Origin of the sequence: Novosphingobium lentum NBRC 107847 (assembly GCF_001590965.1) — a bacterium.
Taxonomy (GTDB): domain Bacteria; phylum Pseudomonadota; class Alphaproteobacteria; order Sphingomonadales; family Sphingomonadaceae; genus Novosphingobium; species Novosphingobium lentum.
Window position 1 is genome coordinate 47,793 of sequence record NZ_BCTW01000016.1, and the last position, 13,476, is coordinate 61,268.

14 protein-coding genes and 1 tRNA gene are annotated in these 13,476 nt (G+C 66.5%); 8 read left to right on the forward strand and 7 right to left on the reverse strand.

Annotated elements, in window-relative coordinates:
* Window positions 1-19 precede the first annotated feature (19 nt).
* Both NL2_RS14565 and NL2_RS14570 read right to left on the reverse strand, forming a co-directional pair.
* Window positions 20-1,567, reverse strand: coding sequence for a methyl-accepting chemotaxis protein (locus NL2_RS14565; protein WP_068076422.1), 1,548 nt, complete (start codon window positions 1,565-1,567; stop codon window positions 20-22).
* Between the two features lie 72 nt (window positions 1,568-1,639).
* On the reverse strand, window positions 1,640-1,969 hold the full coding sequence (locus NL2_RS14570; RefSeq protein ID WP_157083183.1) for a hypothetical protein: 330 nt from the start codon (window positions 1,967-1,969) through the stop codon (window positions 1,640-1,642).
* Between the two features lie 181 nt (window positions 1,970-2,150).
* Here NL2_RS14570 and thyA point away from each other — a divergent pair, with 181 nt between their 5' ends.
* The 5 genes from thyA to NL2_RS14595 all read left to right on the forward strand — a co-directional run bounded on the left by thyA (window position 2,151) and on the right by NL2_RS14595 (window position 7,627).
* Window positions 2,151-3,125, forward strand: coding sequence for a thymidylate synthase (gene thyA, locus NL2_RS14575; RefSeq protein WP_068076424.1), 975 nt, complete (start codon window positions 2,151-2,153; stop codon window positions 3,123-3,125).
* 174 nt (window positions 3,126-3,299) lie between these two features.
* Entirely contained in the window at window positions 3,300-4,598 is a 1,299-nt protein-coding gene (locus tag NL2_RS14580; protein ID WP_068076425.1) for a 3-methyl-2-oxobutanoate dehydrogenase (2-methylpropanoyl-transferring) subunit alpha, read from the forward strand.
* Window positions 4,599-4,600: 2 nt separating this feature from the next.
* Complete coding sequence (locus NL2_RS14585) at window positions 4,601-5,653, forward strand: alpha-ketoacid dehydrogenase subunit beta (protein WP_068076484.1); 1,053 nt, start codon at window positions 4,601-4,603, stop codon at window positions 5,651-5,653.
* 4 nt (window positions 5,654-5,657) lie between these two features.
* Window positions 5,658-7,022, forward strand: a complete 1,365-nt coding sequence (locus NL2_RS14590; RefSeq protein WP_068076426.1) for a dihydrolipoamide acetyltransferase family protein — start codon at window positions 5,658-5,660, stop codon at window positions 7,020-7,022.
* A 17-nt stretch (window positions 7,023-7,039) separates the two neighbouring features.
* Window positions 7,040-7,627 carry a YdeI/OmpD-associated family protein gene (locus NL2_RS14595; protein ID WP_068076427.1) on the forward strand — a complete coding sequence of 196 codons (588 nt, stop codon included), beginning with the start codon at window positions 7,040-7,042 and terminating at the stop codon, window positions 7,625-7,627.
* Between the two features lie 128 nt (window positions 7,628-7,755).
* Here NL2_RS14595 and NL2_RS14600 read toward each other — a convergent pair whose 3' ends face one another.
* Window positions 7,756-8,235, reverse strand: coding sequence for a hypothetical protein (locus NL2_RS14600; protein WP_068076428.1), 480 nt, complete (start codon window positions 8,233-8,235; stop codon window positions 7,756-7,758).
* A 201-nt stretch (window positions 8,236-8,436) separates the two neighbouring features.
* Between NL2_RS14600 and NL2_RS14605 the strand changes: the two genes are divergently transcribed.
* Window positions 8,437-8,513 (forward strand) — tRNA-Asp (locus NL2_RS14605).
* 61 nt (window positions 8,514-8,574) lie between these two features.
* Here NL2_RS14605 and NL2_RS14610 read toward each other — a convergent pair.
* From NL2_RS14610 to NL2_RS14625, 4 genes are all read right to left on the reverse strand, one after another.
* The gene (locus NL2_RS14610) at window positions 8,575-8,793 is read right to left on the reverse strand and encodes a DUF2842 domain-containing protein (protein WP_068076429.1); all 219 of its coding nucleotides are present in this window, start codon (window positions 8,791-8,793) and stop codon (window positions 8,575-8,577) included.
* The gene (locus NL2_RS14615; protein WP_068076430.1) at window positions 8,790-9,389 is read right to left on the reverse strand and encodes a 5-formyltetrahydrofolate cyclo-ligase; all 600 of its coding nucleotides are present in this window, start codon (window positions 9,387-9,389) and stop codon (window positions 8,790-8,792) included. The genes NL2_RS14610 and NL2_RS14615 overlap by 4 nt, the downstream gene beginning before the upstream one ends.
* A gap of 227 nt (window positions 9,390-9,616) precedes the next feature.
* The gene (locus NL2_RS14620) at window positions 9,617-9,979 is read right to left on the reverse strand and encodes a cell division protein ZapA (RefSeq protein WP_068076431.1); all 363 of its coding nucleotides are present in this window, start codon (window positions 9,977-9,979) and stop codon (window positions 9,617-9,619) included.
* On the reverse strand, window positions 9,976-10,218 hold the full coding sequence (locus NL2_RS14625; protein ID WP_068076432.1) for a hypothetical protein: 243 nt from the start codon (window positions 10,216-10,218) through the stop codon (window positions 9,976-9,978). Before NL2_RS14625 ends, NL2_RS14620 begins: the two co-directional genes overlap by 4 nt.
* A gap of 214 nt (window positions 10,219-10,432) precedes the next feature.
* On the opposite strand from NL2_RS14625, the gene tkt reads away from it, so the two are divergent.
* Window positions 10,433-12,421, forward strand: a complete 1,989-nt coding sequence (tkt, locus tag NL2_RS14630) for a transketolase (protein ID WP_245647701.1) — start codon at window positions 10,433-10,435, stop codon at window positions 12,419-12,421.
* 29 nt (window positions 12,422-12,450) lie between these two features.
* Window positions 12,451-13,458 carry a type I glyceraldehyde-3-phosphate dehydrogenase gene (gene gap / locus NL2_RS14635; protein ID WP_068076433.1) on the forward strand — a complete coding sequence of 336 codons (1,008 nt, stop codon included), beginning with the start codon at window positions 12,451-12,453 and terminating at the stop codon, window positions 13,456-13,458.
* Window positions 13,459-13,476: the final 18 nt, after the last annotated feature.

Consider the following 13,476-nt stretch of genomic DNA (forward strand, 5'->3'; position numbering starts at 1 on the left):
GCCCGACCGTTCGGGGCGATCACGCGGCCTGGCGCATCCCCCGGCTCGAGCGGGCTGTGGGCTCCGCGCGGTCGTCGCCGGTGGTTTCGAAGCGCGCGACGAGCGATGCCAGCAGCGTCGCCTCGTGCGAGAGGTTGCGCGTGGCCGCAGAGCTTTGCTCGGCCATCGCGGCGTTTTGCTGGGTAAGCTGGTCGATATCGCCCATCGCACCGTTGACCCGCCGCAATTCCTGCGCCTGATCGTCCGCGCCCGAGGCGATCAGCGCGATCGAATCGCCGATGCCGGTTACCTGTTCGACGATGCCGTTGAGGACCTTGCCGGTCTCGCCCACCAAGGCGACGCCTTCGCTCACCTGCTGGCCCGACGTGGTGATCAGCGTCCGGATCGTCTGCGCCGCATCGGCGGAACGCTGCGCCAGCGCGCGCACTTCGTTGGCGACCACGGCAAAGCCCTTGCCCGCATCGCCGGCGCGGGCCGCTTCGACCCCGGCGTTCAGCGCCAGCAGGTTGGTCTGGAACGAGATCGAATCGATGATCGAGGTGATCTGGCCGATTTCACCGGCCGACTGCTCGATCTGGTTCATCGCTTCGACCGCGCGCGCCACGACCGCGCCACCGGCCAGCGCCTCGCCGTGGGTCACGGCAATCGACTGGTTGACGTTGGTGGCACGCTCGGCTGTGTCGCGGATGCCGGTCGAAACTTTTTCGAGCGCGGTCAGGGTCTTTTCCAGGCTCGCCGCCTGATTTTCGGTGCGGCGCGCCAGATCGTCGGACGCGCTGCGTATTTCGCTCGCGCCGCAGTTCATCTGCTCTGCGCTTGTGATCACGGCGCGGATCGTCTGGTTGAGATCGCCCGTTGCGCTGTTGAAGTGTTCACGCAGCGCTTCATAGCCTGCGGGGAAAGCCTGCTCGATGGTCTGGGACAGGCCGCCGTCGGCCAGCGCCTTGAGCCGGCCGCCCAGCGCCTTGATGACATTGTGCTGCTCGGCATCGCGTCGCGCGCGCTCCTCGATGGCCAGGGCTTCGACGCGGGCGCGCTCGGTCCGCGCGGCCGCCTGTCCCAGTACCAGCCGCTCCAGCCGGACTGTCAACATGACCAGCGCGCCGGTTTCGGTAATGACCACGATGGCGTGGAGCACGACTCGCTCGAAGTTGGCGCCGTCGGGGAATACCAGCGCCGGCGCGACGAAGTTGGTGATGAGGTGATGAACCGCAGTCACTGCTGCCGCGACGACGACCGGTCGCCAGTCCGCCAGCACGGCCAGCGTCGCGATCGTGGCGAAGAAGATCATGTGCAGATCCAGCTCCCAGTCGGATCCGGACCACTGCAACAACAGGATGGCGGGATACAGCGGCATCGACCACCCCATCGCCATGCGCGCGCCGGGACCGGCCCGTTGCGTGAGCGCCAGCAAGGTTGGCGTTGCCGTGACCGCAAGCGCCAGGCCGACGGGCAAAAACCCGCCGGGCGCCCAACCGGCGCCGATACCGATGATGGCGAGGAACAGCCACGCCAGTCCAACCAGCGCGATCATGCCCTTGCGGCGAAGCTGCAGTATGTCTTCCATCAGGCATCTCTTTTTCTGGACGCCGTGGTTCGGGCGCCGAGGGTGTCGAAAGGGCGGGCGGCGAATGGCATTCTAGCGGTTGCCGCAACCGGCAAACGGCATGGCGATGAACAGCTTCCCGTCGGCCAGACCGCGCAGGAACAAGCTGGTTGACGAGAACACGAAGAACGACCGCGGCGTCGGTCCCGGCGCGACGATGCGCACGCCATGGCCGGTCAGCCATGCGACCGATCGCGCAGGTGAGCTGCCGTCGAACGGTACGAACAGGCTGGTCCGCCCGGCCACCGGCCAGATCAGGGTCGCGATCAGCACGGCGAGCGGCACGAAGGCTTGGCCCAGCACTTGGCGAAGCGACAGTCGTTCGGGGGGGCCTGGCAATTCTGGAAAGGACGCGGCGTTCATGAGGCGGCTTATCCCGCAACATGGACAAGTTCGCGCTACCGGCCCCTGCGCGATTTCCCTTACCACATTGGATAGCATGGCGACGTGCGCCAGTGGCGGTGGACCGCGATCACAACCATTGGCCACGGGCCAATCGGCCGCCGGCCTTTCGCGTGCGCACGGCTCGGGCTAAGCTGGCGCGATGGCCAGCATAGCGTCCGTTTCCGATTCTCCCCCCGAACGCCATTACGAATGGCAAGTCCTCGACCTGATGCGCCACATATGGGAGCATGGCGATGAGCGTGTCGATCGCACCGGCGTGGGCACGCGATCGGTGTTCGGCGCGCAGCTGCGGTTCGATCTGTCGGACGGGCAGATGCCGCTGCTCACCACCAAACGGGTCTACTGGAAAACCGCGACGCGCGAATTCCTGTGGTTCCTGACCGGCCAGACCAACATCCGCCCGCTGTGCGAACAGGGCGTGGAAATCTGGACCGACTGGCCGCTCGACCGCTACCGCCGCGAAACCGGCGACGCCATCGCCCGCGCCGACTTTTCCGCGCGGATCGTGGCCGACGCCGCGTTCGCCGCGCAGTGGGGCGATCTGGGCCCGGTCTATGGCAAGCAATGGGTCGACTGGCCGGTGTACGAGCCGTTGGGCGATGGCACGTTCCGCCGCCGCGAACATGGCGTCAACCAGATCGCCGACCTTGTCGCGGGGCTGAAAGCCAACCCCGGCAGCCGCCGCCACATTGTCGAAGGCTGGAACGTGGCCGAGCTCGACGCGATGGCGCTGCCGCCGTGCCACAAGACCTACCAGTTCCACGTCGCCGGCGGAACGCAGGGCAAAGGACGGCTCAACGGTCTGCTCTATCAGCGCAGTTGCGACCTTGGGCTGGGCTTTGCGTTCAATGCCTGGTCGGCCGCGCTGTTCATCCGCATGCTGGCGCAGCAGTGCGATCTGGAACCGGGCGAACTGGTGTGGATGGGCGGGGACGTGCATCTGTATCTCAACCACGCCGATCTGGTCGAGGAGCAGCTGGCGCGGGTGCCGTCGGGCAGCCCCCGAATGGCGATCCTGCGCCGCCCCGCCTCGATCTTCGACTACCGCATCGAAGATTTCGAGGTCACCGGATACAAGCCGGGTGCGGCGATTTCGGCGCCGGTCGCGGTGTGATGAATCGCGATCCGCGCCTGATTGACTCGTGCGTGAGAGAGTAATAAAATAACGCTGCGTTATAATTTTAATTCTTTCGGCACGACATCGATTGCGATGCGTTGGAAGGTTTGACGGAGGGCGGATGATGCAGGTCGCAGTCTCGGAAGCATCTGGCCCCGACAAGGTGGGCCAATGACCGGTCGCACCTCCCTGCCGAGACCTGGCGGAAACCTGCCGCCGCTGTCGCTCCATGTGCCCGAGCCGAAATTCCGCCCGGGCGACAAGGTCGATTACACCCACCTTGATATCCCGCCCGCAGGCGTGCAGCCGCGACCCGACGAGGGCTGCGCGGCGGCGGAGACCAATCCGCTCGCCACCGACCTGATCCGCGTGCTCGACGACGATCACAGCGCGGTGGGACCGTGGGACCCCCGGCTGGATCCCGCAACGCTGCGCCGGATGCTGCGCACGATGGCGCTGACCCGCGCGTTCGACGAACGGATGTATCGCGGCCAGCGGCAGGGCAAGACCAGCTTCTACATGAAGTGCACCGGCGAGGAGGCGACCTCGGTCGCGCCAGCGATGGCGCTGGCCGACGATGACATGGTGTTCCCCAGCTATCGCCAGCAGGGCATCCTGATCTCGCGCGGCTATCCGCTGGTCGAGATGATCAACCAGATTTATTCCAACCGCGCCGACAAGCTGAAGGGCCGCCAGCTGCCGATCATGTATTCGGCGCGCGATCACGCGTTCTTCACGATTTCGGGCAACCTCGCCACGCAGTATCCGCAAGCGGTGGGCTGGGCGATGGCATCCGCGATCAAGGGCGACACGCGCATCGCCGCCAGCTGGATCGGCGAGGGTTCGACAGCCGAGGGCGATTTCCACGCCGCGCTGACCTTCGCCACGGTCTACAACGCGCCGGTGATCTTCAACGTGGTCAACAACCAGTGGGCGATCTCTAGCTTTTCGGGCTTCGCCGGGGCCGAGCGCGCCACGTTCGCCAGCCGCGCTGTTGGCTATGGCGTGGCGGGGCTGCGGGTGGACGGCAACGATGCGCTGGCGGTCTATGCCGCCACGCAATGGGCCGCCAACCGCGCGCGCTCCAACGGTGGGCCGACGCTGATCGAACACTTCACCTACCGCGCCGAGGGGCACTCCACCTCGGACGATCCCAACGCCTACCGCTCGGCGCAGGAGCGCGAGGAGTGGCCGCTGGGCGATCCGATCATGCGGCTCAAGCGCCATCTCGTCGGTCTTGGCGAATGGTCCGACGAACGCCACACCGCGATGGATCTCGAACTGGTCAATGACGTCAAGGCGGCGACCAAGGAGGCCGAAAAGAACGGCATCCTCGGCCACGGCCTGCACCACCCGTTCCACACGATGTTCGAGGACGTCTATGAGGAACTGCCGTGGAACCTTGAGGAACAGGCCGACCAGGCCATCCGCGAGCGGCGGTCCAAGTGGCCGGAATGGAAAGAGTCATGACGATGATCGAGGAAGCCCCGGTGTCGCTGGCGGACGCGCCGACCCGCCGCCTCAACATGATCGAGGCGATCAACGATGCGCTCGACATCATGCTGGAACGCGATCCCAATGTGGTGATCATGGGCGAAGACGTCGGCTATTTCGGCGGCGTGTTCCGCGCCACGGCGGGCCTGCAGAAGAAGTACGGCAAGACCCGCGTGTTCGATACCCCGATCAATGAATGCGGGATCATTGGCGCGGCGGTGGGCATGGGCGCCTATGGCCTGCGCCCGGTGCCCGAGATCCAGTTTGCCGACTACATCTACCCGGGGCTCGACCAACTGGTGTCGGAGGCCGCGCGGCTGCGCTATCGTTCGGCGGGCGAATTCATCGCGCCGCTGACCGTGCGCTCCCCGTTCGGCGGCGGCATCTTCGGCGGGCAGACCCACAGCCAGAGCCCCGAGGCGCTGTTCACCCATGTTGCGGGCCTCAAGACGGTGATCCCGGCCACGCCGCACGATGCCAAGGGCCTGCTGATCGCGGCGATCGAGGACAACGATCCGGTGATCTTCTTCGAGCCGAAACGCATCTACAACGGCCCGTTCAACGGCTATTACGACAAGCCGGTCGAGCCATGGGCGCGCCACGCCGACAGCGTGGTGCCCGAAGGCTATTATTCGATTCCCTTGGGCAAGGCGCGCACCGTGCGCAGCGGCAATGCGCTGACCGTGCTGGTCTACGGCACGATGGTCCACGTGGCCGAGGCGGTGCTGCGCGAGAAAGGCATCGACGCCGAAATCATCGACTTGCGCACGCTGGTCCCGCTCGACATCGAGGCTGTGCAGAAGTCGGTGGAAAAAACCGGCAAATGCCTGATCATCCACGAGGCGACGCGCACCTCCGGGTTCGGCGCGGAACTGTCCGCGCTGGTGCAGGAGCGCTGCTTCTACCATCTCGAGGCGCCGATCGAACGCGTCACCGGGTTCGACACGCCGTATCCGCACAGCCTCGAGTGGGCCTATTTCCCCGGTCCCGTCCGCATCGGCGAGGCGGTCGATCGCCTGATGAAAGCTTGAACTGATGGCGCGCTACACCTTCCGCCTGCCGGACATCGGCGAGGGCATCGCCGAGGCCGAGATCGTCGCCTGGCATGTCAAGATCGGCGACCGGATCGAGGAAGACGACCGGGTTGCGGACATGATGACCGACAAGGCTACGGTCGAGATGGAAAGCCCGGTGTCGGGCACCGTGATCGAGGTCGCCGGCGCCGAGGGCGACGTGATCGCGATCGGCTCGCCGCTGGTGGTGATCGAGATGGATGGGGCAGGGGAGGCGGACGAGCCTGCCGCGCCTGCGCCGACTGCAGCGGTGGTCGAACAGCGGATCGAGGCGGGAACGCCTGATGCGGCGGATGTTGGCAGGGTTGAAGCTGCGGCTGCCGAACCAGCTCCTGATCCGTTCGTGTCGAGCGAAGTCGAGACACCGCGCGCACCCTCCCCCACCAGCGCTCCCACCCAGCAACCCAAGCGTGTCTCGACTTCGCTCGACACGAACGGACGTGGGGCGGGTGACGCCAAAGTCCTCGCCAGCCCCGCGGTGCGCCAGCGCGCGGCCGACCTCGGCATTGATCTGTCCGAAGTCCGCCCGGCAGAGGACGGCCGCATCCGCCACGCCGATCTCGACGCGTTCCTGTCGTACAACGCGATGGGTGGGTACCGCGCCGCCGGTCCCGATCGCGGCGACGAGACGGTTCGGGTCATCGGCCTCAGGCGCCGCATCGCCGAGAACATGGCCGCCTCCAAGCGCCACATCCCGCATTTCTCGTATGTCGAGGAATGCGATGTCACCGCGCTGGAAGTGATGCGCGAGCAACTGAACGCATCGAGAGGCGAAAAGCCCAAGCTCACGCTCCTCCCGCTGCTGATCACCGCGATCTGCCGCACGGTGCCGCAGTTCCCGATGATCAACGCGCGCTATGATGATGAGGCGGGCGTGGTCACGCGGTTCGGCGCGGTGCATCTCGGCATCGCCGCGCAGACGCCCGCCGGGCTGATGGTGCCGGTGATCCGCGATGCGCAAGACCTCAACCTGTGGCAGCTGGCGCGCGAGATCGGGCGGCTCGCCGAAGCCGCGCGCAGCGGCACCGCCAAGTCGGAGGAACTGTCGGGCTCGACGCTGACCGTGACCTCGCTCGGGCCGCTGGGCGGGGTCGCCACGACGCCCGTCATCAACCGCCCTGAAGTGGCGATCATCGGCCCCAACCGGATCATCGAACGCCCGATGTTCGTTGCGGACGGCATGGGCGGCGAACGGATCGAAAAGCGCAAGCTGATGAACATCTCGATCAGCTGCGATCACCGCGTGGTTGACGGATGGGACGCGGCCAGCTTCATTCAGGCGGTGAAAAAGCTGATCGAAACGCCGGTGCTGCTGCTGGCGGGCTGAAGCGAGGAGGCAGGGCCATGACGAAGGATGCGCGGATCGATGCCTATATCGAGCAGGCCCCGCCTTTCGCCCAGCCGATTCTCACGCACTTGCGCGCGCTGGTCCATACCGCGCTGCCCGCTGCCGAAGAGACGATCAAGTGGTCGATGCCGCACTTCACCGTGGGCGGAAAGAACGTGGCGGGCATGGCCGCGTTCAAGGCGCACTGCGCGTTCGTGGTCCACGGCGAAGGCCGCACCGGCGACGCGATGGGCCAGCACGGCAAGATCACCAAGCTGACCGACTTGCCCGACGATGCCGAACTGACCGCCAGCCTGCAGCGCGCGCTCGAGCGCGTCGCGGCCAAGGGCACGGCAGCCCCCAAGGCACCCAAGCCCAAGGCCGCGAAAACCGACATAGCCATGCCCGATGACTTCGCCACAGCGCTGGCCGGGGCGGGCGAGGCGCACGCGCGGTTCGAGGCGTTCGCGCCGTCGCACCGCCGCGAATATCTCGAATGGATCACCGAGGCCAAGCGGCCCGAAACGCGCGCCAAACGCATTGCCGAGGCCACCGGCTGGATCGCCGAGGGCAAGAAGCGCAACTGGAAATACGGAAACTGCTGAGGCGGGTTCGGTATTATCCGACTAACGTCGGTCCGGCACCAGCCCGCTCCCCCGCCCGGCCATCCATAAGATATACTGCCGGGTGGCCGGGCGGGGGAGCGGGCTGGTGCCGACTTAGATAGAAAGGTTCAGCGTACCACGCCGCGGTAGGTGATCTGGCCCGCGCCGATCGCGGCAAGGCGATCGGGCACGCGCCAGCGCAAGTGGGTGACGTCTTCGGGGTTGGCATGGCGCAGTCCGCCGTCGCGATCGGTCACGCGCAAGTCTTCCAGACGACCCCAGCTGCGGCCGCCATCGACCGAGACTTCTTCCGCGCCATCGACGCTGCGCTGGAACGACACCGCACGCGGCAGCGGGTTGGTTACCGTGAACGGGCGGGCGCGGCTGGCTTTCCAGTTGACCACGAACACCAGCTGGTCGCCCGGATGCAGGCCTTGCGGGCGCTCGAGGATGCGGCTGACGCGACCATTGGGGCCGGGCTGGAACCGCTCGACGAACACGTCGCTGGCCAGTTGCACCGGATCGGTCGCCTGGGCCGCCACGGGCGCCAGGATCGGCATGGCAGCCGCAACCACGGCAGCGCCGGACAATATCGCGCGTGAATTCATCAAGGCCCCCTTGCGCCCCCCAAGGCGCTGGAGACCGCTTGTCGCAGGGAAGTCACAAGCTTTGGTTAATGCAGCCGAAAGCACGATTGCGCATGACGACCGAGGCGGCGCGCAACCGGGCGCGAAACCGGGGCAAAACTCGGCGCGCAAGCAGTTGACAGCCCCGGCGCGCTGCCTTAGTGGCGCGGCTCCCACGGGAACGCGGGTGTAGCTCAGTTGGTTAGAGCGCCGGCCTGTCACGCCGGAGGTCGCGGGTTCAAGTCCCGTCACTCGCGCCATTTTCCACATCGACGAACGGAAAATGGCGCTTTGCAGCGCGTTGCCGCGCGCAGGCCAATGTCAGCCGAAGCGGCCGGTTTCCATCCAGATCAGGTAGCGCCGCAGCGGCAGCAGCCAGATCGTGCCCAGCACGACGTAGACCGGAACTTGCGCCAGCACCGGCCAGCTGCCCACCACATCGAGCAGCCGCACCGCCACCACCACATAGATCACCAGCGCGATCAGCAGCGCCAGAATGCCCACCGGCTTGCGCCAGGTCGGTTGCCAGTCGGGCTTCATGCCGCGTCGTCCCACGGACCGTAGAGCCGCGTCGGGGTGATCACAGCGCGCAGGCGGTGGTCGTGCGGCTCGCAGGGTAGGGCGCCCACCAGCTGGCAGTCCCACGCCAGCCCGATCGCCATCGTGCCCGGATGCGCCGCCAGCCAGCGGTCGTAATGCCCGCCACCTTGGCCCAGACGATCCCCCGTGGCGGTAAAGCCGACCAGCGGGACGAAGACGACGTCGGGTACGAACTCCTCGGCGGTCGCAGCAGGTTGCATGATGCCGAACGGACCGGGTTCGAGCGTATCGGGATCCCACGGCGTATCCCAGTCGCGAAACCGCATCGGCGCGCCACGATCCGCGAACCACGGCAGCGCCACGCGATAGCCCGCCTCGCGCAGCCAGCGGGCATAGGATGCAGCCGGCGCCTCGTCCGGGCCGGTGGCATACAGGCCGACCGTCTGTCCGGGAGCGAGCATCGCCGCCACGGGGCCGGGCGGGCGCAGGAACAGCAGCGATTTCACGCGCGGCTCGATCTGCGCGACATGCGCGCGGCGTGCGGCCTTGAGCTTGCGGCGCAGCACCGCCTTGGCGTCCGCCGTCCGGGCTTCCACGTGTGCACTCCGTAACTGGCGAAGGGAGGGAGAAAAAGGAGGGTGACGGGCCCACCATGGGTCGTTGCCGTAAATATCCTCTGACGCGTTCACGTCAGGTGGGGACCATGTGTGTCGAACCCCAATGGAAACAGAGTGGTTCGACCAGGGACAGCCCCCAAGGATTTGCTTATAGCCTCAGGGATGTTTCAAGCGGCTCGTGCCGGGCAGATCCCGTCATGTCCTATCTAGGCGCTTGTCGCCCCCGGCTCAAGGTGCGCGGCCAACTTTTCGACGCGCGCCGCCAGCGCTTCCACCCGGGCTGCAACCTGCAGCGCGTCGGGTGCCGCCGAGAACGACGAAATCGCCGACGAAGCGGCTGGCACATCAGCTTCCCCGGCCCCGTTGCGCGCCTTCAGTTCGTGCAGTTCATCGGCCAGCAGCAGCGTAGCGAACAGCAGCATCCGGCTTTCGCTTTGCTGGCCCGCGCCGCCCATGTCGCGCAGCCGGTCATCCACCAGGCGGCCGAGCATGGCGATGTGCTCTTCCTCGCCCGGCGCGCTGGCGACCGCGAAGATCCGGCCGCCGATCGAGAGGTTGACGTTGCTCATCGCGGCATCCCGGCAAGGATCTCGTCGAGCTGGCGAAGGCCCTGCGCCACCGCCTGCTTGAGCTGCCCGTGGCGTTCCTCCAGCGCGGCAAGGTCCGCCGCCAGCTGTTCGGAATGTGCCTGATCGGCCTGGAGCGGGGCCGGGTCGGGCACGTGCGGCTGGCGCGCCGCCCGTTGCTCTGCCTGCGAAAGCGCCTGTTCCAGCCGGTCCAGCGCTGCGTCGAGTTGCTCGGTAACCATGTCACAATGGCTAGCACAATCGTGCGCCACCGCAACCGCGCGCTGCTGCAGATGGAACCACAGCTGCGCCGGGCGGCGGTCTGCGGTCCTGTGTGCAGGTGCACACGCCTTGACGCAAACTGGCATGGTGACCAAAGAGGCCCCGGCTCCGAATCGGCAGCGACGCATTCCGCATTTCAGGGAATGTTGCACAGGGGAAGGCAGTATTTCCGGCATGACCAGCGATCCGTCCACGATGGTAGCATCGTCGTTGCAGCAGGATATGGCCAACGCGATCCGTGCGCTGGCGATGGATGCGGTGCAAGCGGCGGACAGCGGCCATCCCGGAATGCCGATGGGCATGGCCGACGTGGCGACCGTGCTGTGGTCGAAGTTCCTGAAGTTCGATCCGGCCGCGCCGAAGTGGGCCGATCGCGATCGCTTCGTGCTGTCGGCGGGCCACGGCTCGATGCTGATCTACGCGCTGCTGCACCTGTCGGGCTACGCACAGCCGACGATGGACGACATCCGCAACTTCCGCCAGCTGGGCAGCCCGTGCGCGGGCCATCCCGAGAATTTCATGATGCCCGGCATCGAATGCACCACCGGCCCGCTGGGACAGGGCGTGGCGATGGCGGTCGGCATGGCGATTGCCGAACGCCACCTCAACGCCGAATTCGGTGACGACTTCGTCGATCACCGCACTTGGGCGATTGCCGGCGACGGCTGCCTGATGGAAGGCATCAACCACGAGGCGATCGGCCTGGCCGGGCACCTCAAGCTGGGCCGCCTCACCGTGCTGTGGGATGAAAACCGCATCACCATCGACGGCGCGACCTCGCTGTCGACCAGCGAAGACATTCCGGCGCGCTATATCGCCGCGGGCTGGCACGTCGAATCATGCGACGGGCACGACGTGGCCGACATCGAGCGCGCGATCGCCGCCGCCGTGGCGGACGAGCGCCCGTCGCTGGTTGCCTGCCGCACGATCATCGGCAAGGGCGCGCCCAACAAGCAGGGCACCAGCGGCGTCCACGGCGCCGCGCTTGGCGCCGCCGAAGTCGCTGCCGCCCGCGCTGAACTGGGCTGGACTGCCGCGCCGTTCGAGGTGCCCGCGCCGATCCTGGCGGGCTGGCGCGAAACCGGTGCTGCCGGTCGCGATGTTCACTCTGCTTGGGAAAAGCGCTGTGCAACCTCTTCGCGTGGTGCGGAATTCATTGTACGCATGGCCGGTGAATTGCCGCCGCTCGACGATTTCCGGGCCTACCTCGCCGATATCGCCGCCGCGCAGCCCAAGGTGGCCACGCGCAAGGCCAGCGAGAACGCGCTGGGTCCGCTGACCGAGTCGATCCCTGCAATGATCGGCGGATCGGCCGATCTCACCGGATCGAACAACACCAAGACCAAGTCCACCGGACCGCTCACCGCCACCGACTATGCCGGGCGCTATCTGTATTACGGCATCCGCGAATTCGGCATGGCGGCGGCGATGAACGGCATGGCGCTGCACGGCGGAATCATCCCTTACGGCGGCACCTTCCTGGTGTTCTCCGACTATTGCCGCAACGCCATTCGCCTGTCGGCGTTGCAACACGCCCGCGTGATCTACGTTATGACGCATGACAGCATTGGGCTGGGCGAGGATGGCCCCACCCACCAGCCGATCGAACATGTCATGAGCCTGCGCGCGATGCCGGGCCTTGCCGTGTTCCGCCCCGCCGACGCGGTCGAGACGGCCGAGTGCTGGGAACTGGCGCTCCAGCGCGCGGATGCACCCTCGCTGCTCGCGCTCAGCCGGCAGAACTTGCCCGCGCTGCGCAGCGATGTTTCGCAGAACCTTTCGGCCAAGGGCGCCTACCGCCTCGTGTCCGCCACGGCCGCGCGCAAGGTCGTGCTGCTCGCCACCGGGTCCGAAGTCGAACTGGCGCGCGATGTCGCCGCCAGCCTCGAAGCGCAGGGCATCGGCGCCGACGTCGTGTCGATGCCGTGCTGGGAACTGTTCGACGCGCAGGACGCGGCCTATCGCGCCGACCTGCTGCCTGCGGGCGTGTTGCGCGTCTCGATCGAGGCGGGCGTCACGCTGGGCTGGCACAAGTACGTGGGCGATGGGCTGACCATCGGCATCGACAGCTATGGCGCGTCGGCGCCGGCACCGGTCCTGTTCGATCATTTCGGCTTCACCGTCGACAAGATCGTTCCGCAGATTGTCGCCAGAATTGCTTGAATTTCAACATATCAGCAGGAGCTCCTGACATGGCCACCAAAGTTGCGATCAACGGATTCGGACGTATCGGGCGCAACGTTGCCCGTGCCATCCTCGAACGCCCCGATTGCGGGCTCGAACTGGTTTCGATCAACGACCTGGCCGATGCCAAGGCCAACGCGCTGCTGTTCAAGCGCGACAGCGTCCACGGCGCATTCCCCGGCACGGTGGAAGTGGACGGCAGCGACCTGATCATCAACGGCACGCGCATCCACGTGACCGCAGAGCGTGATCCGGCCAACCTGCCGCACGCCGCGCAGGGCATCGACATCGCGCTCGAATGCACCGGTTTCTTCACCGCGCGCGCCGCCTGCCAGAAGCACCTCGATGCCGGTGCCAAGCGCGTGCTGATCTCGGCGCCGGGCAAGGAAGTCGATCTCACCGTGGTGTTCGGTGTGAATCATGACAAGTTGACCGCCGATCACAAGATCGTCTCGAACGCGTCGTGCACCACCAACTGCCTCGCGCCGTTCGCCAAAGTGCTGAACGACGCGATCGGCATCGAGCGCGGGCTGATGACCACGATCCACGCCTACACCAACGACCAGAAGATCCTCGACCAGATCCACGAGGATCCGCGCCGCGCCCGCGCTGCCGCAATGTCGATGATCCCCACCACCACTGGCGCCGCCCGCGCCGTGGGTGAAGTGCTGCCCGAACTGAAGGGCAAGCTCGACGGTTCGGCAATCCGCGTGCCGACGCCGAACGTCTCGGTCGTCGATCTGACCTTCACGCCCAAGCGCGACACGACCAAGGAGGAAGTCAACGCGCTGCTCAAGGCCGCCGCCGAAGGCCCGCTCAAGGGCGTGCTGGCGTTCTCGAACGAGCCGCTGGTCTCGATCGACTACAACCACGATTCGCACTCCTCGACGATCGACAGCCTCGAAACGACGGTGATCGACGGCAAGCTGGTGCGCGTGCTGTCGTGGTACGACAACGAGTGGGGCTTCTCGAACCGCATGGTCGATACCGCCGGGGTCATGGGCAAGCTGATCTGAACACGACGACACGGTGTG